Source organism: Paenibacillus sp. sgz302148 (assembly GCF_056120465.1).
Window position 1 is genome coordinate 173,952 of sequence record NZ_JBVYOJ010000005.1, and the last position, 20,760, is coordinate 194,711.

22 protein-coding genes are annotated in these 20,760 nt (G+C 53.2%); 8 read left to right on the forward strand and 14 right to left on the reverse strand.

Going from position 1 to position 20,760, the window contains the following annotated elements; translation table 11 throughout:
* Positions 1 to 84 precede the first annotated feature (84 nt).
* From AC0LWM_RS09515 to pxpB, 11 genes are all read right to left on the reverse strand, one after another.
* A complete protein-coding gene (locus tag AC0LWM_RS09515; protein ID WP_474674684.1) occupies positions 85 to 612 on the reverse strand; it encodes a GNAT family N-acetyltransferase in 528 nt (175 codons plus the stop codon).
* A complete protein-coding gene (locus tag AC0LWM_RS09520) occupies positions 609 to 1,457 on the reverse strand; it encodes a phosphotransferase (protein ID WP_474674685.1) in 849 nt (282 codons plus the stop codon). Before AC0LWM_RS09520 ends, AC0LWM_RS09515 begins: the two co-directional genes overlap by 4 nt.
* A gap of 24 nt (positions 1,458 to 1,481) precedes the next feature.
* Complete coding sequence (locus AC0LWM_RS09525; protein WP_474674686.1) at positions 1,482 to 2,369, reverse strand: GNAT family N-acetyltransferase; 888 nt, start codon at positions 2,367 to 2,369, stop codon at positions 1,482 to 1,484.
* Entirely contained in the window at positions 2,366 to 2,593 is a 228-nt protein-coding gene (locus AC0LWM_RS09530) for a hypothetical protein (protein WP_474674687.1), read from the reverse strand. Before AC0LWM_RS09530 ends, AC0LWM_RS09525 begins: the two co-directional genes overlap by 4 nt.
* 29 nt (positions 2,594 to 2,622) lie before the next feature.
* Positions 2,623 to 3,684 (reverse strand): ribosome small subunit-dependent GTPase A, encoded by a 1,062-nt coding sequence (gene rsgA / locus AC0LWM_RS09535; RefSeq protein WP_474674688.1) that lies wholly within the window; start codon positions 3,682 to 3,684, stop codon positions 2,623 to 2,625.
* Between the two features lie 42 nt (positions 3,685 to 3,726).
* Entirely contained in the window at positions 3,727 to 4,710 is a 984-nt protein-coding gene (locus AC0LWM_RS09540) for a GNAT family N-acetyltransferase (RefSeq protein ID WP_474674842.1), read from the reverse strand.
* On the reverse strand, positions 4,710 to 5,009 hold the full coding sequence (locus AC0LWM_RS09545) for a CD3324 family protein (protein WP_474674689.1): 300 nt from the start codon (positions 5,007 to 5,009) through the stop codon (positions 4,710 to 4,712). Before AC0LWM_RS09545 ends, AC0LWM_RS09540 begins: the two co-directional genes overlap by 1 nt.
* Before the next feature lie 1,425 nt (positions 5,010 to 6,434).
* Positions 6,435 to 6,953 carry a peptide deformylase gene (gene def, locus AC0LWM_RS09550; RefSeq protein WP_474674690.1) on the reverse strand — a complete coding sequence of 173 codons (519 nt, stop codon included), beginning with the start codon at positions 6,951 to 6,953 and terminating at the stop codon, positions 6,435 to 6,437.
* A 252-nt stretch (positions 6,954 to 7,205) separates the two neighbouring features.
* Positions 7,206 to 7,997: a LamB/YcsF family protein gene (locus AC0LWM_RS09555; RefSeq protein ID WP_474674691.1), complete on the reverse strand. Its 792-nt coding sequence runs from the start codon at positions 7,995 to 7,997 to the stop codon at positions 7,206 to 7,208.
* Positions 7,998 to 8,051: 54 nt separating this feature from the next.
* Positions 8,052 to 9,089, reverse strand: a complete 1,038-nt coding sequence (locus AC0LWM_RS09560; RefSeq protein WP_474674692.1) for a 5-oxoprolinase subunit C family protein — start codon at positions 9,087 to 9,089, stop codon at positions 8,052 to 8,054.
* A 341-nt stretch (positions 9,090 to 9,430) separates the two neighbouring features.
* The gene (gene pxpB / locus AC0LWM_RS09565; protein WP_474674693.1) at positions 9,431 to 10,288 is read right to left on the reverse strand and encodes a 5-oxoprolinase subunit PxpB; all 858 of its coding nucleotides are present in this window, start codon (positions 10,286 to 10,288) and stop codon (positions 9,431 to 9,433) included.
* Positions 10,289 to 10,433: 145 nt separating this feature from the next.
* On the opposite strand from pxpB, the gene AC0LWM_RS09570 reads away from it, so the two are divergent.
* From AC0LWM_RS09570 to AC0LWM_RS09600, 7 genes are read left to right on the forward strand one after another with little or no spacing between them, the layout of a single operon-like run.
* Positions 10,434 to 11,303 (forward strand): ATP-binding cassette domain-containing protein, encoded by an 870-nt coding sequence (locus AC0LWM_RS09570; protein WP_474674694.1) that lies wholly within the window; start codon positions 10,434 to 10,436, stop codon positions 11,301 to 11,303.
* Complete coding sequence (locus AC0LWM_RS09575) at positions 11,300 to 13,507, forward strand: ABC transporter permease/M1 family aminopeptidase (protein WP_474674695.1); 2,208 nt, start codon at positions 11,300 to 11,302, stop codon at positions 13,505 to 13,507. Before AC0LWM_RS09570 ends, AC0LWM_RS09575 begins: the two co-directional genes overlap by 4 nt.
* A gap of 13 nt (positions 13,508 to 13,520) precedes the next feature.
* The gene (locus AC0LWM_RS09580) at positions 13,521 to 14,105 is read left to right on the forward strand and encodes an RNA polymerase sigma factor (protein WP_474674696.1); all 585 of its coding nucleotides are present in this window, start codon (positions 13,521 to 13,523) and stop codon (positions 14,103 to 14,105) included.
* On the forward strand, positions 14,077 to 14,880 hold the full coding sequence (locus AC0LWM_RS09585) for a hypothetical protein (RefSeq protein ID WP_474674697.1): 804 nt from the start codon (positions 14,077 to 14,079) through the stop codon (positions 14,878 to 14,880). The genes AC0LWM_RS09580 and AC0LWM_RS09585 overlap by 29 nt, the downstream gene beginning before the upstream one ends.
* 53 nt (positions 14,881 to 14,933) lie before the next feature.
* Positions 14,934 to 15,791: an ATP-binding cassette domain-containing protein gene (locus tag AC0LWM_RS09590; protein ID WP_474674698.1), complete on the forward strand. Its 858-nt coding sequence runs from the start codon at positions 14,934 to 14,936 to the stop codon at positions 15,789 to 15,791.
* A gap of 51 nt (positions 15,792 to 15,842) precedes the next feature.
* The gene (locus AC0LWM_RS09595; protein ID WP_474674699.1) at positions 15,843 to 16,166 is read left to right on the forward strand and encodes a YbjQ family protein; all 324 of its coding nucleotides are present in this window, start codon (positions 15,843 to 15,845) and stop codon (positions 16,164 to 16,166) included.
* Complete coding sequence (locus AC0LWM_RS09600; RefSeq protein WP_474674700.1) at positions 16,163 to 16,411, forward strand: HD family phosphohydrolase; 249 nt, start codon at positions 16,163 to 16,165, stop codon at positions 16,409 to 16,411. The genes AC0LWM_RS09595 and AC0LWM_RS09600 overlap by 4 nt, the downstream gene beginning before the upstream one ends.
* Before the next feature lie 107 nt (positions 16,412 to 16,518).
* On the opposite strand, the gene AC0LWM_RS09605 is transcribed toward AC0LWM_RS09600, so the two are convergent.
* From AC0LWM_RS09605 to AC0LWM_RS09615, 3 genes are all read right to left on the reverse strand, one after another.
* Complete coding sequence (locus tag AC0LWM_RS09605) at positions 16,519 to 17,202, reverse strand: MBL fold metallo-hydrolase (protein WP_474674701.1); 684 nt, start codon at positions 17,200 to 17,202, stop codon at positions 16,519 to 16,521.
* Entirely contained in the window at positions 17,199 to 17,849 is a 651-nt protein-coding gene (locus AC0LWM_RS09610) for a TetR/AcrR family transcriptional regulator (protein ID WP_474674702.1), read from the reverse strand. Before AC0LWM_RS09610 ends, AC0LWM_RS09605 begins: the two co-directional genes overlap by 4 nt.
* 986 nt (positions 17,850 to 18,835) lie before the next feature.
* A complete protein-coding gene (locus tag AC0LWM_RS09615; protein ID WP_474674703.1) occupies positions 18,836 to 20,218 on the reverse strand; it encodes a VWA domain-containing protein in 1,383 nt (460 codons plus the stop codon).
* A 288-nt stretch (positions 20,219 to 20,506) separates the two neighbouring features.
* Between AC0LWM_RS09615 and AC0LWM_RS09620 the strand changes: the two genes are divergently transcribed.
* Positions 20,507 to 20,695: a hypothetical protein gene (locus AC0LWM_RS09620; protein ID WP_474674704.1), complete on the forward strand. Its 189-nt coding sequence runs from the start codon at positions 20,507 to 20,509 to the stop codon at positions 20,693 to 20,695.
* The last annotated feature ends 65 nt before the right edge of the window (positions 20,696 to 20,760 follow it).

A 20,760-nucleotide genomic window follows, 5' to 3' on the forward strand; every position in this document is an offset into this window, starting at 1 on the left:
ATAATAAAAAGGTTTGATTCCTGAAATTGAACAGTCCGCTGCGGAAGCCCATTCAATCCGAGATCAAACCTCAGGATGTGCACTTTACAATTTGAGTTCCATATGAATATCTTTAGGCTCCAGCTGAAAAAGCTCCTCATCGATTTCTTCCGTCAACCGGCTGCCCGAACGTTGATAAAAATTGACGGCAGATTCGGTATCGGCAGCAGAAATATACAAATAAGCCGCTCCTCTTCGTTTAGCCTCGGCCTTAACTTCTTCCATCAGCCTTGTACCGATCCCTTGTCTCCGATATTGGCGGCTGACATACATAAGGTCCAGCTGCTGCCGATTGAGCCGTTCTCCTCGGAAGCGGCCCTCCAGTACGGCAAACCCGGCAAGCCGCTCCCCCTCGAATGCTCCGAATGCGACACCATCCCCCTCTACATTGCGGCGAAAACGAGCGATAATCGTATCAAACTGGGACTCCGACCAATTGGGACAATCGATTTGCACTCGCGTTTCCTCCAGCCTTCCGCCGACGCAGCGGTAAGTCGCTTCGATCAATTCGGAGCGGTCCAAGCTCCGAATAAGCTCCGCTTCTTCGATTTTCATCATACGTATCGTGATCATAGGCTCTTCCACCGCTCCCATGCTTGCAAATAGATTGGAAGATCTTGAGGATGATGATAGATGCACGCCGACATCCTTGAATAAAGGCCGATCAGCACTTCTTCCCGCAAATCCCGGAAAGTGCCTTGCCAACCCGGCAGCCGCTCGGCCGCATGGGCGATCGTCTCCGGCTCCAGCTCGTCCGGGGACGAGCAGAAGGCGAAAACAAGATCATAGATCGGCATCCCCGCCATCGGGATCGGGTCGATAATGCCGCTCAGCTCGCCTTGCCGGAACAAGAAGTTATGCATGCCGCAATCCCCGTGCAGCATATAGGCCTGACTTGCACTCGTCCGTGCTTCTTTCTGAGCCAAGGCGATTACATCAAGATAATCCGCTTCGGATACATGCTCTCCTACCGCTTGGCGCGCCCCCTGGAGCTCGCTCTCGAGAAACGATTGCCATGTCTCGTAAGGGCTTTCGCCTATTACACCGTATCCGATCATGTCCGGAACGGGTTTATACCGTCCGATGAACCGTTCTGCCAGCCGCTCCAGCAACTCTATTTTACGGCCGGGTTTATAATCGATTTTCCCTTGCAGATAACTATACACATAATAACGGCCATCCGGATCTGTAAACATAAGCTTTGATAAATACGGAAGATCGTAATAAAAAGACAAAAAACGAACTTCGCTGCGCACCGAATCCGGCGTATTCGCCTTAATGACCAAAGCCGGCTCGCCTCCATCTGTGACGGCCCACACTTTGCTGTTCGTCCCGCCCTCCAATCGGCGGCATTCCGTCATTTGTTCGGGGATCATCCCAAGGCCGCGAAGTTCGGCTAAAATCTCATAAATGTTCATGTTTATCCTTCTTTCGTTATCCAACTATGCTTGTGCGGTCAGCGGGAATTTAAAGGGTTCGTTCGCCATGATCGTCGCCGTCTTGACAAACAATCGGTCCCCTTCTTCCAAAGGAACGCAGGTTGTCTCCAAATTCAACAAGTCGGGGGTAAAATGTAACCGGACCTTCCGCACCTCGGGACCTGCGATCAGCTTGAACAAACGGGAAAAATCAATGCCTTCCAGTCTTACGGCAAGCACATCATATACATCCAAGACGTCGTCATTCTTCCGCTCACAAATGACTAGCAAGCCATCATAGCCGTCAACTTCATAGATGCAATCTCGAAACACATAGATACCGGACCAAGCCGTGATCGTCTCGCCGCCTATTATGCCGCAAATTCGGGAGATCGGGCTTCGCTCCGCCGCAATCCCTGCAAACCGCCGCAAAACGTAATCGTCATTCATATCCAGCTTGCGCAGAATCGACGAATCCTCGCTTATATCCTTACGACTAATCTCATATTCGAAACTGCTTTCCATCAGCGGTTTAAAGCCGAACTTCGGATAAAAATCCAGCACCGTTTCGTTCGCAAACAAATAGATGACATCGAATTGGCCGTCGTATTTATCTAAAATATGCTCCAGCATTCTTCTGCATAACCCGCGTCCGCGGTACGCCTCGTCCGTCATAACCGTGCCGATATGGAGCGCGCGAAGCCGCTTTCCTCCCCAGACCCAATCGAGCTTGCTCACGGAAACGTTCGAGACGACTTCGCTTCCGTCAACAAAGGAGTAGGCGTCGTACCTGTCGTCCCAGAATCCTTGATTGTACCAAGCTTCAAAATCGATGCCGAAGGTTCTATGCGCAAGTCGGTTGAAGCTGTTCCTCAGTTCAACGTTATTTTTGTAATTCGAAATAAGCTTCACGTTTTTTCGTTACCCCTTTTGAAATTGCCGGTTGCTTTTGCCATTAGAAGCTGCCGATGCTTGTCGTCGGCATCGCTATATTTGCGGATGAATGCGGCAGCTTCCCCGCCTTTGAGCACCGTCACTTGCTTTTCGCGCCATGAGATCAGCACTTTGCCGTCCTTCGTCATCCGACACGAGAAAATTTCTTCATCAAGCTTATTCCGCTTATCGGCAGCACCCATGGTTCGGCTCCTTTTTGTCCCCGCTCGGTCTAATCCTCATACCTCATGACCATGGCGCCTTTCTTCTGCTGCGATTTCGCCTGCTGCTTCGCTTTCTGATTGTCCTTGGCTTCAAGATAAGCGAGCTCCCGCTTCAGCTTCAGGTAGCTGTCGTAACGGGAACGGTCCAGCGTACCGTTGTCGATCGCTTCGCGGACGGCGCATCTTGGTTCTTTGCGATGTTTGCAATCGGAGAAATAACACATCTGCCCGAGCTGTTCGATATCGTCAAAAGCATCCTGAAACCCTTCGTCGGCATGCCACAGCTGCAGCTCCCGCATCCCCGGCGTGTCGATCATCAATCCGCCCTTCGGCAGCAGGAACAACTCGCGGTAGGTCGTCGTATGGCGGCCTCGGTCGTCGCCTTCGCGAACAGCCAGTACCTCCTGTACCTGATTGCCCAGCATCGTATTGATCAGCGTCGACTTGCCCGAACCCGACGAACCGAGCAAAGCGACGGTCTGTCCCGTGCCCAAATAAGGCTCCAGCTGCTCCAGCCCTTGCCGTTCCTGCGAACTGATCGCATGGACCGGTACGCCGATTGCGACCGATTCGACCTCGGCGATCTTCGCTTCCACGTCGTCGCATAAATCCGCTTTGCTCAGCACGATGACCGGATTCGCCCCGCTCTCCCACGCCAAGATCAGATATCGTTCGAGCCGGCGCAGGTTAAAGTCCTGATTCAGTGCATTGACGAGAAACACCGTATCGACGTTGGCCGCAACGATTTGTTCCTCCGTTGTAGAACCTGCGATTTTGCGCGAAAACTTGCTCGTCCGCGGCAAAATTCCATGAACCGTCGCTCTGCCTTCCTCAGGACGCTCCTTCATGACGACCCAATCCCCGACAGCCGGATAATGTTCGCGGCCTGTGGCGATATGCTTCATTTTCCCCGACACTTCCGCGAGCAGCTCGCCGTGCACCGAAAACACCCGATACATATGCTTATGCTCCAATACAACCCGTCCGGCACTATATTCGGGATCCATATTCAGAAAAGTCTGAAAAATTTGACCCCACTGATCGTTCCAACCTATATCTTTCAAATTCAATCGATGAATTCCTCCTATAATTAAAACAATCTATTGTTATCGTTAATTGAAAATGTGAAATTCAACCGGCCAAATCAAATTGCCGGCAGATCGCCGCTTCGCCTCAACCTCTTCGTCATATCGAACGATCTCCTCGCACCCGGCATTCACAATATGAATCATCGCCGCTTCCCACGTCTCGACATGCGGAGTAAATGCCGCCGCGGAACCAAGCTCCGAAAGCGCTTTACTGCCAGGATGTATCGGCAGCGAAAGCTCCTTTGCTTCCTCCCCGATCCGATCGTTCAACCAGCTCAAGGCGGCTAATGCCGCGTCACGGTCTACGGCTACAAAACAATGGACATTCGCCGCGTTGGCCGTATCGTATCGGACATATGAGAGCACGCGCCCTTCCGAGCACAACACCTCGGCCGTTACGTAATCCGAAGGGCTGATCCAATCAGTCAACGTATCCTCCGGCATAATCGCAAGATCGGCATCTCCGTACCAACGCTCCCACATGGCCCTCAAAAAAGGGACATCCGGCGCTTCGACCCTGCGTGAGGCAATCTCGCCATACGAGTGTGCAAGCGCCGAACGTTTCCACTTGCTCCGACACGTCCCGAAGCGATGCGGACGATAGCCGAATTTCGGGTAATAGTCCGGATGACCGAGCAGAAAAGCAAAATCAAAGCCTTTGGCCGCTAGCCGGCGATGGCCCTCCAGCACAAGCTCACGGCCGATTCCGCTTCGCTGCCGATCCGGCAAAACAGCGAGTGGAGAGAGCGCAGCCGCATGCAGCGTGCGCCCTCCAACTCGCACTTCGTAAGGCGTAAACAACACATGGCCGACGATGGTTCCATCGACCTCCGCCACCACCGAGAGCTCGGCGTCGAATTTACGTCTGCTGCGAAGCAATGCGACAAGCGCAGCTTCCCGGTTCGCATGGCTGTACGTAAACGCTGCCGTATGTACCTCGGCGATGGCGGCATAATCCTTCGGCGTTTCATGGCGAATGATGAGGTTGTTGTTTAATTCGATCCGCATCAATTCGCGTGCACCGCCTCTTTAAGCAAGCTTTTTGTTTTCAAAATGATTTTGCGGATGCTGTCTTCCGACAGGTGGTACAAATCGATCAGCTCGGAGACCGATTTGCCGTTTTTGTACAATCCGTAAATTTCTTTGTTACGCCGCTCGATAATTTGACGCGTTCCGTTGTTCTCACCCCAACCGGCGCGTTTCTGCTCGGTTTTTTTCGGGATATATATCAATTCACCTTGAATATGCTCTTGCAGTTCCTTTAACAACCTAGCCGGAAGAAAGTCCTTCCCGTTTTTGTAACTCATTCAAGTTACCCTCCTCGTTAATTATGATGCAGATTGTAGTAGCGTTAAAAACATTCACTGCGATTTTCATAGTTTAACCTCCTTATTCAGAATTTTTGTTTTGGCCTTGCGGGTATTGCGATTTTAACCGGTAGAGACAAAAATCCCGTGGACACAAACCTCCACGGGACCCTAAAAATGAGCATAAAAAAACACGACCTAATCATCGTGTACCTGTTTTTATGCTTCAATTGTAAATAAAGCAGGTGACGGTTAGTGAAAATGATCCCTATTCAGTTATCGGAAAAACCCCTCAGCGGCACCGAAGAAAAGAACATTATGGATAAACATCTTCAACACTCCTTTCACCTAGTTTATTTTTAACTACGAACCCAATTTTATACTATCCAAAGACATTTGGCAATATGTATTTTCACCTAAAAAATTTTATTGGGGGAGGCCCGAGAGCCTCCCTTATGTGACGATCCCCGTATTAAACGGAGACCACCTCTGCCGTTGTAATCAATTCGATCACTCCTTTCCACAGGAATTAGCCGGCCAGCTACTCATAGTGTAGCCAATCGGCGGGGTTACGTACAAGGGAAAGAATGATTATAAGAAAAACTTCTATTCGTAGCCCTCTCCACGATGAATGACCCTGCGTAAGGGGAAGTTTTTCTTGCGAGATAAGGAAGCTGAAATTGTGGGCTTATGCATTCTTATCTCTAAAGAAAAACTTCTATTCGTAGCCCTCTCCACGATGAATGACCCTGCGTTAGAGGAAGTTTTTCTTGCGAGATAAGGAAGCTGAAATTGTGGGCTTATGCATTCTTATCTCTAAAGAAAAACTTCTATTCGTAGCCCTCTCCACGATGAATGACCCTGCGTTAGAGGAAGTTTTTCTTGCGAGATAAGGAAGTTGAAATTGTGGGCTTATGCATTCTTATCTCTAAAGAAAAGCTTCTATTCGATGCCCTCTCCACGGTGAATGACCCTGCGTAAGATGAAGCTTTTCTTGCGAGATAAGGAAGTTGAAATTGTGGGCTTATGCATTCTTATCTCTAAAGAAAAGCTTCTATTCGTAGCCGCGCATTCAGAAACTTTTTGCTGAAATTCAGCAGTTATTTTCTGAATATCTCATATAAACTTTCGTACGAGGGCAGATTCAGAAAATTTTTTCCGAAAAACAGAAATTATTTTCCATTTTCAGAAAATAATTTCTGAATCCGTCCAATTCCCCCTAGATTTCAGAAAAATTAAGAAATTACTTTCTGAATTTCAGAAACTTTTTGCTGAACTCCTCAAAAAGTTACTCACTGCTCATGGCCGTATACCGGTTCAACTACTTTTCCGCCGTCCCATTATCAACCACGATCTTGATTCAGTGCTGTTTGCCTGCCTCCTGATTGCAAGTACTCGTTAGAATCCAATCCGGAAGGCCTTTCGCTATGAGCCTTGGCCCGCGATCCGCAACGCGTCGAGAACGCTCACTTTTCTCTGCGTATCTTCTTGAAATAGGTAATCGCCCTCGATGCGGTCGATGTACAATATGCCGTCCAGATGATCGACCTCATGCTGGATGCAGCGGGCCAAATAACCTTCCGCTTCCATCGTTACGGTTTCGCCTTGACGGTTCATCGTCTCGACAACGACCTTCTGGGCGCGCTTGACGACGCCGAGATAACCCGGATAGGACAAGCAGCCTTCGGTACCAGTTTGCTCGCCGCTCGCATGAGTAATGACCGGATTGATCAGCTCAATGAAGCCGTTGCCGCAATCCATGACCACGATCCGGCGAAGCATACCGATTTGCGGGGCGGCCAAACCCGCGCGTCCTTCCTTGGCATATAGCGTATCCTTCAAGTCATCCAGCAGCTTGATCGTTCTTTCGTTGATTTGGTCTACCGGCTTGCATTTTTTTCTTAAAATCGGGTCGCCGAACGGTACGATCGTTTTTTCCGCCATCGACGTTCCTCCTTTCTTGGTGTTTTACCCAGCTCCTCATATATTGAGTAAATGATCGCTCATAAGTATGCGAGTTCGTTGTGATGCCGAGCAACATATGGAAAACATGCATCTATTTAGCCGCAAAAAAATTATAGCGCCAAACGTGTTAAAAGCAGTTTTTGCGACCTGCAGCTACGCTTCATTTATTCTAGCACGATTCAATTCGCTTGTTAAATGATGGCGATGTTCTTAATAGGATGCGTCAATAGACTAGCGCAAGCAACGTTTAACCGGAGCAACGGCAATGCCCTGCGCTTCGAAAGCGGAGCGCAACGCCTTTACGATCGCCAGCGCATGCGGGCTGTCGCCGTGGATGCACAGCGTTTGCGCGGCGATCGGCACCGGCGTGCCGCCGTCGGCAAACGCCTTGGAGTCGCGGACGATCGCGACCGCTTGCGCTGCGGCCTCCCGTTCGTCTGCGATGACCGCACCCGGGGCGCTGCGCGGCGTCAGCGTGCCGTCGGCGCGGTATGCGCGATCGGCGAACGCTTCGCCCGCCGTCTGCAGGCCGGCCGCTTCGCCTGCGCGGACCAGCTCGCTCCCGGCAAGGCCGAACAAGACCAGCCGGGAGTCGATGTCGCGCACCGCCGTGGCGATCGCATCGGCAAGCCGCCTATCCGTCGCGGCCATATTGTATAAGGCGCCGTGCGGCTTCACGTGCGCCATCGTTCCGCCCGCGGCATGGACGAACCCGAGCAGCGCGCCGACTTGATACACGATCATGTCGTACGCTTCTTGTGGCGTAACCGCCATATTCCGGCGGCCGAAGCCGTCCCGGTCCGGCAAGCCCGGATGGGCGCCGATACTGACGCCGGCTTCGATGCAGCGCCGCACCGTTTCCCGCATCGTGCGTGGATCTCCCGCGTGGAAGCCGCAGGCGATATTGGCTGACGTAATATACGGCAGCAGCACCTCGTCCTGGCCGATCGTATATACGCCGTAGCTCTCGCCGAGATCGCAATTGAGATCGATGCTTACGGTCAATCCGTGATGGGTTGGCATTGATGTGATCTCCCTTTACTTTAATATTCTGAAACGCCGAATGGCCTATGATAATCACTTCACTACTTGAGTTGCTCGTTCACCCATATGGATCATCTTTAATTTGATCGCTGCTTTAAGCAGCGACATTTCCCGCTCCTGCGCGATGTACAGCCGATGGGCCTCCTCCAGCGAAATTTGCCGAAACGACACGCGATCGCCGGGCTTGCATTGGGCGAGAATCGGGAGGTCAACTGCGGCGACCTGGGCGATTTTCGGATAACCGCCGGTCGTTTGGCAATCCGCCATCAGCACGATCGGATCGCCGCTTGGCGGCACCTGGACCGTGCCGGGCGTCACGGCTTGCGACGCCATCTCTAGCGGCGCCGCAAGCGTCAGGGCCGGGCCGCCCGCAAGGCGGCAGCCCATCCGGTCGGACGCGGGCGACACCGCGAACACCGCGTCGGCCGCGAACAGCGCAGCCCGGCTCGCCGCCGCAAACGCGGCGTGCTCGCTGCCCGGCAGCGCCCGCAGCAGCGCCGGACCTGCTGCGGCGGCCGCCCGCGGAGCAGCGTGCCAAGCGGCTGCGCCGCCGCTTGACGCACGCTCGCGCAGCGCGGCGACGCAGCCGCGCGCGAGCGCGCTCGGCTCGCCGGCGGGCACGCGGTCGCCCGCTGCGAGCGCGCGGCCACTCACGCCGCCGAGCCCGGCGCGCAAATACGTGCCGCGCCCGCCGAGCGCAGGCGGCACGGCAACGCCGCCCGCGATGGCGACGTAAGCGCGGCAGCCGTGCTTCGCGGCGCCGAATGCGAGCGTGCTGCCGGCGCGGGCGAGCACGGGCCGCCATAGCGGCAGCTCGCGGCCGTCGAGGCGGGCCGCCATGTCGGCGCCGCATACGGCGATGAGCGCGTCGCCGCTCATCGTCAGCGTCGGCCCGACGAGCGTCAGCTCGATTCCTGCGGCGCCTTCGTCGTTGCCCACGAGCAGGTTGGCGACGCGAAAGGCATTGCGGTCCATAGCGCCTCCGACGGGAATGCCCTGCCGCTGCAGCCCCGGCCTCCCCAAATCCTGCACTGTCGATAATAAACCGGGTTTGACTACGACAAATTCCATGGTTGTCCTCCCCTTCCTACTTCTCGTCTCCCTTTCGTGCAAATACACCGTTTAACTTCCGGCTGCCATGCCTTCCTCAAGTCCCCCAAGTCCTTCAAGTCCTTCAAGTCCTTCAAGTTCTGCAAGTTCTGCAAGTTCTGCAAGTTCTGCAAGTTCCGCAAGTTCTGCAAGTTCTGCAAGTTCTGCAAGTCCCGCATCCCCGTAACAGTCAACAAATTGCTCTATATCGGATTCATGCTACAGTGAACTTCTTGTGGGAACTTCGCAGGAGAGATGAAGTGCCTAGGGAACGCTCTTCATCAACCTTGTTCCTGCATCAGACTCCCCTTTCCATGCCATCTTCACACGCCCATCTCCACGGACCTTCGTTCACCCCGCTCGATCTCGGCATATCGATCTGAAGTAACCGGCTGGAACCGTACAAGGTCGCCTGCCGCAAGCAAGGCCGGCGATTCCAGCTCGGGGCGAAACAACCGCAGCGGCGTACGACCGATAATATGCCAGCCGCCGGGCGTTTCCAGCGGGTATACGCCGGTTTGCGAACCGCCGATTCCTACGGAGCCGGCCGGCACGTTCTGGCGCGGCACCGCCCGGCGGGGCACGGCAAGCTGCGCCGGCAGCCCGCTCAAATAGGGGAAGCCCGGAACAAAGCCGATCATTTCTACTGCATAAACCGCTTCCGAATGCAGCCGGATCAGTTTCGACTCCGTTATTCCGCAAAGCGAAGCCACCGCAGCGAGATCAGGACCGAATGAGCCGCCGTAACAAACGGGGATATCGACGACACGGGGCGACACCTCCGCTACATCGGCTTCAGCCGAAGCAAACAGTCTCTCAATGGCTTCACATGCCGATGCGAACAATGCTCCCCACTCGCTTTCCCGCTCCCTGTACCGTTCGCCCGACGCTTTTACTTGATCTTGGTCGACTGAAGCTGGCTCCGGTCCTGTTCCGGGTTGAATAGCGCTATAAAGCATCATCGGGTCGTAATATACCGTAAGCGTCGTATAAGCGGGGACGAGCTCCTCCACCCATGGCAGCGGATGCGCAGCAAGCGCCGCCGCGTAACGGCGAATGGCGCGACGCGTCTCCTCGCCGGGCGTATCGCCGAACGAGACGACAACGGCGCTTTCGCCAAGCGGCCGCATCATCCATCGCAGTCCCGTTTCGACAGTCTGTGTTCCGCTTCCGTTCGACAAACGGGGCACCTCCTTTGTTTCCGTGCGTTTCTCGGATACAATAAGTTTGAAACAGATCGCCGCGAATGTCCAGCGGCAAACTTTTTGACGAAGCTACTCGTTATATTTATAGATTTGACACAACACAACCGAAGGATTATGCCGAATGATTAGCGTTAATTTGTTATGCAAGCATTACAAAAAAGAACGCGCGCTTGACAACGTTTCGTTCCAAATGAAGCAGGGCATGCTCGGCTTGCTCGGACCAAACGGCGCCGGCAAGTCCACGCTGCTGAAGCTCCTCGCCGCCTTGCTTCCGCCTACCTCAGGCGACGCGACGGTATTCGGGCATTCGATCCGTTCGACCGAAGCGATACACCGGATTATCGGATATTTGCCCCAATTTTATCAGTTGCATCCTCAGCTGACCGGCATCGAGCTGTTGGACCATATCGGACGAATCAAGGGGATCGGCGGCGCGAAACAACGAAAAGCCGCAATCGATACGCTGCTGGAGCAAGTGAACATGACCGACAAGGCTCGAGAGAAGATACGGTCCTATTCGAACGGCATGAAGCAGCGAATCGGCATCGCCCAAGCATTGCTCGGCGATCCGAAGGTCATTATCGCCGATGAACCGACGACGGGCCTTGACCCGGAGGAACGAGTCCGGCTGCGCAATCTGTTGGCCCGATTTTCGGAAGACCGGATCGTCATTTTGTCGACCCACGTCGTTGCCGATATCGAGAGCAGCTGCACAAGCGTTGCCGTATTGAACGGCGGGAAGCTGCAAATGTCCGGTACGCGGGAGCAGCTTCAAGCTCTCGCCGAAGGGCGGGTATGGGAGCTTGAGATGACGGAACGAGAATTCGCGTCGCAATCGAATGCACACCGCAACATCGTTTCCGTCCGCCGCACCGAAAACGGTTTGGCGTGCAAGCTGATTGCTTACGATTCGCCTTCGCCTTACGCGATGCCGGTCGAGCCGTCGCTAGAAGACGGCTATCTTGCCCTGATCGGCGGTGAATCGGCGTGATCAAATGGCTTGCGCCGTTTCGCCTGGAATCCAAGCTGCTCTGGTCCAACTGGCTGTTCGCCGCTTTGCCGCCGCTGTACATGCTGTGGATGCTGCTATCGGTCACCCAAATTTCGCACCAGTCGCAAGACGTATATATGAACATGCTTGAAAATAATTATTTATCCCAATCCATAAGCCTTGGCGCCGCCATGATGGTCGGCATTATGCTGCTTCGCCGCGATGTCAAGCAATCCGCTTACGAATGGATGATGTCGCTGCCGGTAACGCCGGCCGCTTACGTGTTCTCCAAATTCGCTGCGGGTTTTCTTTACTTGAGCACGTTTTCGGCCGGCATGCTCATTGCTTATACGTATGCCGCAATCCGGTACGGACTGCCCATCGAGCTGCTGCCAGGCCAAGCGTGGCAAGCGTTAATTCAATATGAATGGTCATACGGGGTGACGCTTGCGCTTGCGATGCTTCTTGGCGCCGTATTGCCGGGCCGCATCAGCTTTATTATCGGGTTTTGCGCCTGGATGTTCGGTACGTTCTTCATGGAATTATATATCATTACGTCCAGCGGACTTTATCCGCTGAAAACATTTCATCTGAATCAGTTTTTCTCGGAGAGCTACATGGCTCACGAGCTGTGGGGCCCTTATTTTTCCGCGGAAGAACTTAAGTTTAGCCGAGTATTCGTTGCGGCTTTTGCGCTTCTGCTGCTGACTGTCATCATTGCCGTTCTCAACGCAGCCAAGTCGGTCCGGGCGTCCCGCATTTGGCTTTCTGCAAGCATCGCCATGCTTGTTCTGACGGGGGCAGCCTTTGCTCCTTATGCACTCCTATGGAACGAACGATATTCCGCTATGGATGCGATTTTTCAGGATGCGCCAATCATCGTGAGCAACGCGAAAAACCGATCGCTTGTGACATTCCCTGTCGAAGCCTATGATATCCGAATGGAGCGCAGCCCGGACGACAAATTGTCCGTAGTCGCGCACATGACGATCCGACACTCGGATATTCCTAAAGGAACGTCCAGGCTTCCTTTTACACTCAACCGTTCGTTTGCTGTCGCACAAGTCCTCGTGGACGGAGCTAAAGTGGACTTTACAAGGCGCAACGATCTGCTGGAGCTGGATAAAGAGCTATTTCAGTCTCAGGCAAAAGCTTCAGGGAAACATAACGTTTCCATCCATTACAGTGGAAAGCTGCTCGTCCGTACCTGGAACAGCGGCGGCGGATACAACGAGAAGCTATCCGCATTCGTGAGCGGGGGGAATGTCTGGCTTCCTTCAACGATTGGCTGGTACCCGCTTGCAAGCAATGAGCCGATCTATGTTCGGCGATTTCCGAATTCGTTCGAGATCAATGAAAATCGCAAAGCGACCAAGCCCGCTTCGTTCCGAATCGCCGCAAGCGGTTTTGCGGATAAGCTGTATGCGAGCATCGACACCGCCCCCGAAACGGAGGCAAGCTCCGCAAATGACGCACAGTATCGGTTTGCCGATCCCGGCGTGACCGATGTTACATTGCTTGGCGGCAAGTATATTGAGGTGTCGATTCCCGGAGAAACGCTCAAAATCATTACGACGCCAAGCAACCGTCAGCAGGTCGAGCGATTTTTGAAAGATGTATCGGAGCTAAAAGCTTATTACAAGGAATGGCTTAACGTTCCGCTCGACCGTTACAAGCAAATCTTTTTCTTCCCGATGAATATGCTGTTCAGCAGCGCCTACAACATCGAGAAGCTAACGGGCAACAGCTACTTTATTTCCGAGTACAAATACCTAACGTTTTACGGCTTCCAACGCACTTTGGTCATGAATGCGCTGCTGTTCGGCGACCTGGCCGTCGGGCAGACATATTCGTCCGAAACGGGTAAACGCAAATCGTATGCGGGCGAAATCCGCGACGCGTTTTATTATTTATACGTCCTGGAGCATATGGACAAACGGACGGAGAGCGAAATATCGATGCCGACGACGAACGGTTTTTCGTCCGACAAAGTGGGTAAACCTATCTATAGCGCGATCGGGCAAGCCGTGAAAACCGGCCGATCCGAGCAAGCGAAGCAAGTGCTGAAATATTTTTACGATAAAGGGCTGCACGTCGATTGGGAAAGCAACCCGATTTCATACGAGGAAAGCAATCCTCCGGCCTATCCGAAAATTACGCTTCAGGAATGGAAGGCCGCGTGGCAGCAATTCAATACGAAATGAAAGGACCGATGACATGGTTTCGGACGAACAACTGGTGCAAGCGATGGCCCGCGGCGATCAAGCCGCCTTCGAGGCTTTCGTGCACCGTTATCACGGACCGCTGCAAAAATATTTATTCCGGATGCTGCATCGGACGGAAAAAGCCGAAGATTTCGTGCAAGAAACGTTTCTTCGGCTCATCCGGCAGCTTCGCCAAGGCAATGTTCCGGATCAGGTACGCCCTTGGCTGTACCGCGTCGCCTTGAATTTATGCCGCGACTACTGGAAAAGCCTCGCCTTCCGCAACGAAGCGACTACCTTCGCCGAACCTCCGGAAACGAAGGATATGTCGACGCCTGTCGTAGAAATCTATGAACGGCAGGAAACGAGGCGGGAAATGATGAAAGCACTTGACGACTTGCCGGAAGCGCAAAAGGAAGTTATTATTTTACGTTTTTATCAGGATTTGAAGCTGCAGGATATCGCCGATATTCTTGAACTGCCTCTTGGCTCAGTCAAAACAAGCTTATACAACGGGTTAAAAAAGCTGAAAGTGAAATTCGAATCGAAATCAACAGGAGGGAATCCATATGCGCGATCCCATCGACCGGGAAATTGAAGAGCTGGAACGCGAGCTTCGGGAGCCGTTGTCCGGGTTTGTCGCCAATCCCGTATCCTCGGACGATACGGCGTTGCTTATACGCAGTCTGCAAAGCGAATTCGACCTGTTGAAGCCCGAAGCGGACTTGTTCGAGCTGACTTCAAATCCGAACGTCCACCGTCCTACGCTGATGAAGCTGTTCATTTCGCAATTTGCTTCGTATACGCGCATGTTCTGGCTGGCGAGCGTGTTCGTTTTCGCCATGATGACGCTGATTATGTCGAAAATCAACCCGTATACGTATTCGGCTTCCGGCGACATCTTTACGATCGCCATGCCGCTGCTCCTGATCGCCGGCATCGTTTACAGCTACAAGTCCTGGAATCGGGAAATGCGGTTGATCGAAAGCGTATCGCCTTTTCCGCCGGCGCTGCTGCTGTTGTGCAGACTGCTGATCGTCGTTGGACTTAACATCGTGCTCGGAACGGTAAGCGCGATTTATTTGAACGCTGCGAGCGAACATTTTCCGATGCTGGTGTTTCTCGTGAATTGGCTGTCGATACTTTTGTTTCTAGGCGGGCTGCTTGCCGTTACGATGTTCTGGAAAGGCGTTCGCACGGGAATTGCCGTTTCGCTGTTCTTCTGGATTGTCGTCAATGCGGTGAAAACAATGCCTTTATTCTCAAGGTCGGTCTCGGCGACATTGATGCTGGAACTGGTATTGCTTGTCGTTGGCTTGCTTCTGTTATGGGTCGCCTACCAGCGCAGCCTTCATCTGAAAATGATTCAATGAACGACGCGGATTCGGATCGGTTTTTGAAAGGATTTTGAAAGGATAAATAGAGTATGATCGTGCTCAATAACGTGGCTTGGCGCCGCAAGAAGTTCCAGCTTTTCGTCGAAAAGCTGCGCCTGCGTCCCGGTCTGACGCTCCTCGTCGGCCGCAACGGCGCAGGCAAAACATCGCTGCTGCATATGCTCGCAACCGCCTTGTTCCCGCAGTCGGGCGAAATCCGGTACGGCGGCAAAACCGCCGCGGAAGCGCTGCCGCTCATCCGAGGGCAGATCGGATTCGTCCCGACGGGACTTGAGCTGTATGAGGAGATGAAGCCGGAGAAGCTGCTCGGTTATTTGGCCCAGTTAAAAGGCATACACGGCCGCAAGCAGATCGACGCGCTCATCGCGCAATTTCATTTGCAGCCTTTCACGGACAAAAAAATCAAGAAGCTGCCTTATGGCATACGTCAGCGTATCGCAATCGCGCAATCACTGCTCGGCTCGCCCTCCTATTTGTTTCTTGACGAGCCGCTGAATTATTTGGACAGCCCGGAGCGCAAGCAGGTTGTGCGGCATCTGGCCCAATATGCCATCAATCGGCTTATCGTCGTATCGACCCATGAGCTCAATGAATGGGCTTATTGTGCTGAGCGTATCCTATGGTTCGAGGGCGGCCGGCCGCTTTTTTACGGTACGCCTGCCGAATGGATGCAGCTTCCCGCCTCCCTTGGCGTATGGCAAGCACGAATGCGGATCGAGCAATTTCAGGAGCTGCCGGAAAATCGCATCATCCATTTCCGGATTGACGGCGGCGAAGCGGATGTAAGGTTCATCGGCCATGAAGGAATGGCCGGCTGCAGCTTTTGTGTTCCTGCCGAAACTACGCTTGAAGACGCTTATTTCATTCGCAGCCGATTTTCTATATAATGGAGCCAGGCCGTACATTTTTCCGAATTTTATAAAGGAGTCGAACTTATTATGATCGTTGTTACTACCGAAAATGTAAGCAATCACGTTATAACGGAAGTGCTCGGAACGACGTTTGGCGTCGTTGTCCGATCCAGAGGTCTCGGGGGGGATATTCTCGCTTCGCTGAAAGGGCTTGTCGGCGGCGAAGTTACGCAATACACCCAAATGATAGAAGACGCGCGCAGGCAAGCGATGGATCGTATGGTTCAGAACGCCCATGCGATGGGCGCCAATGCGATCGTGATGATGCGTTTCGACAGCGGGGAAATCGGCCAGAATATGAGCGAGATCGTGGCCTACGGAACGGCCGTGAAGATTAGCCGGCAAGCATGATATTCGCCGCAGGATATTTCCTTTTTTGGATCGTCGGCTTTCTCGTATTGCTGCTTTTGGGCTGGCTTTATTACGACAAGCGTTACAAATCGAAAGATTCCCCGGAGGAGTCCAAGTCTCTCGGCATGTACAACGGGGACTTCATCCGTACGCCGGAAGTGTTCATCGATCCGAAGGACGGACTCAAGTATCGTGTCTACTATAATCCTAAAACCGGGGAACGGGAATATGTCCGCGAGGACTAATTCCATGCCCTGCAAGCAACGGACTCATACAAAAAGACGGCGGCGCACCTGCGCACGTCGTCTTTTTTGTGCATATTCATTTCATGTGATGTGCATTCGTCAAAGTCTTATATGCTGAGTCCCGGCAAAAACTTGCGCATATAATCTTCGACTTGCTTTCCCGGAAGAAGCACGGAATTGCCGTGACATACTTCGACGCGAGCCGGCTGCAGCTCCCGGACGATGGCGGCGCTGCGAACCGCTTCTTCCATGTCGGCCGTAAACATCGGCATCGGACGATTCAGGCGACCTTTCTTCGAAGTGAATAAATCTCCTGCCAACAGAACACGGTCTTGTTCATGATAGAATGCGGTGTGGCCGGGTGAATGGCCCGGAGTCCAATAGGGCTTCAATCCGCCGATTGCTTGGAGGCCGGCATTCTCTTCTCCTTGGCCGAGCGGCTGCACGATCCCCTTCGGTACGCTAGCCGCCGCCTTTTTCCTCCGTGGATAAGCCAGTTCGCCTTCCATATACGGAATTTCAATGGAATTGACGTATACCGGCACTTTCCGGTTGGCGATAATGCGGGGTATAGCGCCGACGTGGTCGGAATGCCCGTGCGTCAGCACAATCCGGTTAAGCGGACCTCGCCCGAGCCCGTCGATCGTGCGCAATATACCGGATGCCATGGAAGGTATTCCGGCGTCGACCAGCGTCAAGCCATCCTTGTCGGCGACAAGCCATACATGGATCGGGATGATGATCCATGTTTTCAAGCTCCAAATGTGCTCGGAAATTTTCGTTACTTTCATACCGTTTCGCCTCCCGCTTCGGATAAAATTTGCTCTTTCATGCCCATTATCAAGACGTTGACCGCTTGTTTGATCGTCGGAGTAAGACGCATCAGCAAATCTTCAGTCGGCTCTTCGTTATGAATGTACGTATGGGCCAGACCGTGAATCATGAAAAAGTAAACCCGCGAAAACATCAATCGCTGCATATCATCGATGCCGGACGGCAAGCTTATGGTTAGTGCCGCCTTTAGCAGTTCGAACAGATCGTTGCGCAGCCGATTGATAGGCAGCTCCGTCGTCACCACATCCACGCGTTCCGCGCGAACAGTGAACAGAATAGGGATCATTGCACGATATTGCAGGCAAAATCGGATAAAAACAAGCGTCACTTCGTGCAATCGCTCGACAGCCGGCTGCGAACCGTTGCCGATGATCGCGGCGATGCCGTCCCGAAGAGCGATAAGCGGAGGCTCCGCAAGCTGATGAAGCAGCGCCTCCTTGTCTTTGTAATGAATATATATGGCCGTATGGGAGCAGCCCGCTTCCTTGGCGATTTCCCGCATCGTGACGGCATCGTAGCCGCGGGTTGCGAACAGGGAGCCCGCCGCCTCCAAAATGCTTCGTTTCGTCTCGTCCGAGCGTTGTTCATGCTTCGTTTTTTTCATTGCCTATTCGTCCTTTCGAGATGAATTGCATCATTTAGTAACCGTTGGTTATATAATAACCATTGGTTACTAAAATGTCAACTCATATGATGGAAATATGCGTTGGCGATCGGATCGGAGCATTGTCAGTCTGCCAATAGACCACACCCGATGGCAGGTTTGCTACAATTGCCGATGTTTACAATACAGCTTACAGCACATTAACCGGCAGCCTGCAGTTTACTGTTGAATTGCTCGCGGCTTCGGTTGGGCTGCTTTCGGTTGAATGCCTCGGTTGGATGCCCCTCTGTTTACCATCTGTAGAATGCTATCCGTAGAATTTCTCGGTTATCTACCCTAAGTCAAATCTTAAAATCAGTTTCAGAAATATTTGGCTGAAATTCAGAAGGTTTTTTCTGAATTTCCTATAAATTGATCAGCTAAATCAAACATTCAGAAATTATTTTCTGAAAAACAGAAAATTTTGGCTTTCAGAAAATTTTTTCTGAATCCTGCTCTCGCTATCAATTTTCCTCGGAAATTCAGAAAATTGTTTCTGAATTTCAGAAATTATTTGCTGAAATACATCAACATCATCATTTTGACCGACATATGTGGAATCGTGCTGAGATGCATCCATCCCACAGCATCCATGCATCCCGCGACATTCCTCTGCGCCCCGCGGCACCGCTATTTCCTACGGCACCTCCAAGCAACTCGCGGCATCCCATTGCTTCCTGCGGCAGCTCCCTGCTTCTTCTGACATCTTTGCATCACGTAGCATCCGTGCGTCCCGGGGGGCATCCCTCTGCGTCCGCGACATTCTCTGCATCCCGCGGCATCCCTCTGCGTCCCGCGGCATCCCTCTGCGTCCCGCGGCATCCCTCTGCGTCCCGAGGCATCCCTCTGCGCCCCGCGGCATCCGTATCGGATGCGAATCCGCAAGTAAACCAAAATAACCGCCGAAGCTGCGCCTCGACGGTTGTTTCTATACGGCTATGCCGGGGTCATTTCACGTAACGATCCACGATTTCGACAAGCGCATCGTTCAAAAATTGAACGTCATAATCGCCGACCGTCGCTTCGATGTGGCTTCCGCCGATGCCGCTGTGGTCGGTCAAAAATACATACGTTCCACCCGTTACGATGGCCAGCGTCCGCATCAGAAATTCGGTGTTTTTGTCCACGCCGCTTGAGGCGACCGGAATGATTCGAATACCTTGTTTTGCCGCCTGCGCCGACAGTTTGCGAATTTTGGCGGCGATGTTGTCCGTCTTGTGCGGAGGCGCGTCGAGCACGAGGAACAGCAGACGAGCGCGGGCCTCGTCGCTCCATTTATGGTCGTTAATCGCGTCGTCGAGCCCTTTCTCGACAGCCTCTTCATAATCTCCCCCGCCGTCCGCCTCCTGTCTGCCGATTTGGTTCACCACTTTATCGACATCTTCGGTAAAAGGGAACGAGCGAACCGTGTATTCGTCTTGCTCGTCGCGGTAAAAGTTGCTGCTCAGCCGCACGGTAAGCTCGTTGTCGTTATGCGATTTCACGCGGTTCACGACGTTTTTCAGCTCGGCTTCCAGATAGTTCAGCTCATCGGCCATGGAGCCCGTCGTATCCACGACAAACATAACGTCGAGCAGGTCCGGCTTCTTCTGCACGGAGGATAGCTCGACCGTCAACGGTCCGCTGCGCGGGATTTGCACGTCCTCCGCCGTGCCCGAATATTGGCCGGATACGACCTTCACCGTATACGTTTCGCCTTCTTGCGTCTCATTTTCGGAGAACAATCGAGCGAACACGACAGCTTCGCCCCGATTGTTCGTTCGGGCGGTCCATACAACGTTATCTTGCTCGTCGAATACCGTTACCTTGGCGTCAACCGCCGGCTCATTATCGGACTTCGCGATCACCGTCAGCTTCTCATAGGTGGAGAAGCCCCAAGCATGCGGATATTGGGACCATTTCTGCCGGTTCATCAGCTTCAGCCACCAATCCCAATGGTCCAGATCGTTCCACTCCCCTGCCGTCAGTTGACCGGCTTGCGGCTTTTTGCCGTGGTCGACCTGCGGTTTCTCCTCGCCTTCATCGCCCCCGCGATCCTCTTCGCGCTTCACAGGCTCTTCGGCCGTGGACTCCGTGCCGCTGTCATCCTTGCTGCCGTCCATGCCATCGGCTGGCTTCGGTTCCTCGGCTTTTGGCGATGCCTCGTTCTTGGTAACTCCAGAGCCGTCTTCGGTTGCCGTTTCACTGTCGCTTTTGGATTCGGTCGCCGCCGTTTCGCTTTTTGCATCATCCCTGCTCGAACCTGAACAGCCAGCAGCCGCCACCACTGCGAAAGCGAATACAAGCAGTAACAGAGCCATTCTTTTTAACGCAAATGAATACCGCTTCATTCCATCTGCCCCCTTTATATGGTCTATCCACTAAACGGAGCTTCTTTTCCAGATGTTGCATACTCGGACGGGTTTAGTAAAAAATATTTCATGGCGCTCGTCCATTCTCTGGCCGGACCGAACCAACGAATATGAAGAGGATTAAGAATGTAGAAACGTCATGGAGGTGGACGATGGAGACGTTTGAGCTGTCGGCAATTGAAGTTAGGCACAACGATACGGCGCAATCGTTAACGTTCGCCCGCGCGGAATTGATCGTGGTCTTACGAAAAAAGCTGGTATATCGATGTGACGGAATCAACGAATGCGGAGCTGCTGGAGCATTTCAGCCGGAGCGAGGACATTCGCGTCGAAGTGACTGCGATCACGGACAAAGGGGCCGTGCTGCGCGGAATCGGCTACTTGCATGCGAATGCGCCGGTCAGAAGCGCCGCCATTCGGGGCGTTGGCGAATTGGCCGGGTACGCGGCCGTGTAACGTAAGAAGGGACGAAACAACCGGCATACGCCGTATGTTTCGTCCCTTTTGCCTGCTTCGGATAT

What these genes read in the sequence shown, in the direction of transcription:
- AC0LWM_RS09515 (WP_474674684.1), bottom strand. Translation starts at nt 612, where the DNA reads ATGATCACGATACGTATGATGAAAATCGAAGAAGCGGAGCTTATTCGG.
- AC0LWM_RS09520 (WP_474674685.1), bottom strand. Translation starts at nt 1,457, where the DNA reads ATGAACATTTATGAGATTTTAGCCGAACTTCGCGGCCTTGGGATGATC.
- AC0LWM_RS09530 (WP_474674687.1), bottom strand. Translation starts at nt 2,593, where the DNA reads ATGGGTGCTGCCGATAAGCGGAATAAGCTTGATGAAGAAATTTTCTCG.
- AC0LWM_RS09540 (WP_474674842.1), bottom strand. Translation starts at nt 4,710, where the DNA reads ATGCGGATCGAATTAAACAACAACCTCATCATTCGCCATGAAACGCCG.
- AC0LWM_RS09545 (WP_474674689.1), bottom strand. Translation starts at nt 5,009, where the DNA reads ATGAGTTACAAAAACGGGAAGGACTTTCTTCCGGCTAGGTTGTTAAAG.
- def (WP_474674690.1), bottom strand. Translation starts at nt 6,953, where the DNA reads ATGGCGGAAAAAACGATCGTACCGTTCGGCGACCCGATTTTAAGAAAA.
- AC0LWM_RS09555 (WP_474674691.1), bottom strand. Translation starts at nt 7,997, where the DNA reads ATGCCAACCCATCACGGATTGACCGTAAGCATCGATCTCAATTGCGAT.
- AC0LWM_RS09560 (WP_474674692.1), bottom strand. Translation starts at nt 9,089, where the DNA reads ATGGAATTTGTCGTAGTCAAACCCGGTTTATTATCGACAGTGCAGGAT.
- AC0LWM_RS09570 (WP_474674694.1), top strand. Translation starts at nt 10,434, where the DNA reads ATGATTAGCGTTAATTTGTTATGCAAGCATTACAAAAAAGAACGCGCG.
- AC0LWM_RS09580 (WP_474674696.1), top strand. Translation starts at nt 13,521, where the DNA reads ATGGTTTCGGACGAACAACTGGTGCAAGCGATGGCCCGCGGCGATCAA.
- AC0LWM_RS09585 (WP_474674697.1), top strand. Translation starts at nt 14,077, where the DNA reads ATGCGCGATCCCATCGACCGGGAAATTGAAGAGCTGGAACGCGAGCTT.
- AC0LWM_RS09590 (WP_474674698.1), top strand. Translation starts at nt 14,934, where the DNA reads ATGATCGTGCTCAATAACGTGGCTTGGCGCCGCAAGAAGTTCCAGCTT.
- AC0LWM_RS09595 (WP_474674699.1), top strand. Translation starts at nt 15,843, where the DNA reads ATGATCGTTGTTACTACCGAAAATGTAAGCAATCACGTTATAACGGAA.
- AC0LWM_RS09600 (WP_474674700.1), top strand. Translation starts at nt 16,163, where the DNA reads ATGATATTCGCCGCAGGATATTTCCTTTTTTGGATCGTCGGCTTTCTC.
- AC0LWM_RS09605 (WP_474674701.1), bottom strand. Translation starts at nt 17,202, where the DNA reads ATGAAAGTAACGAAAATTTCCGAGCACATTTGGAGCTTGAAAACATGG.
- AC0LWM_RS09610 (WP_474674702.1), bottom strand. Translation starts at nt 17,849, where the DNA reads ATGAAAAAAACGAAGCATGAACAACGCTCGGACGAGACGAAACGAAGC.
- AC0LWM_RS09615 (WP_474674703.1), bottom strand. Translation starts at nt 20,218, where the DNA reads ATGAAGCGGTATTCATTTGCGTTAAAAAGAATGGCTCTGTTACTGCTT.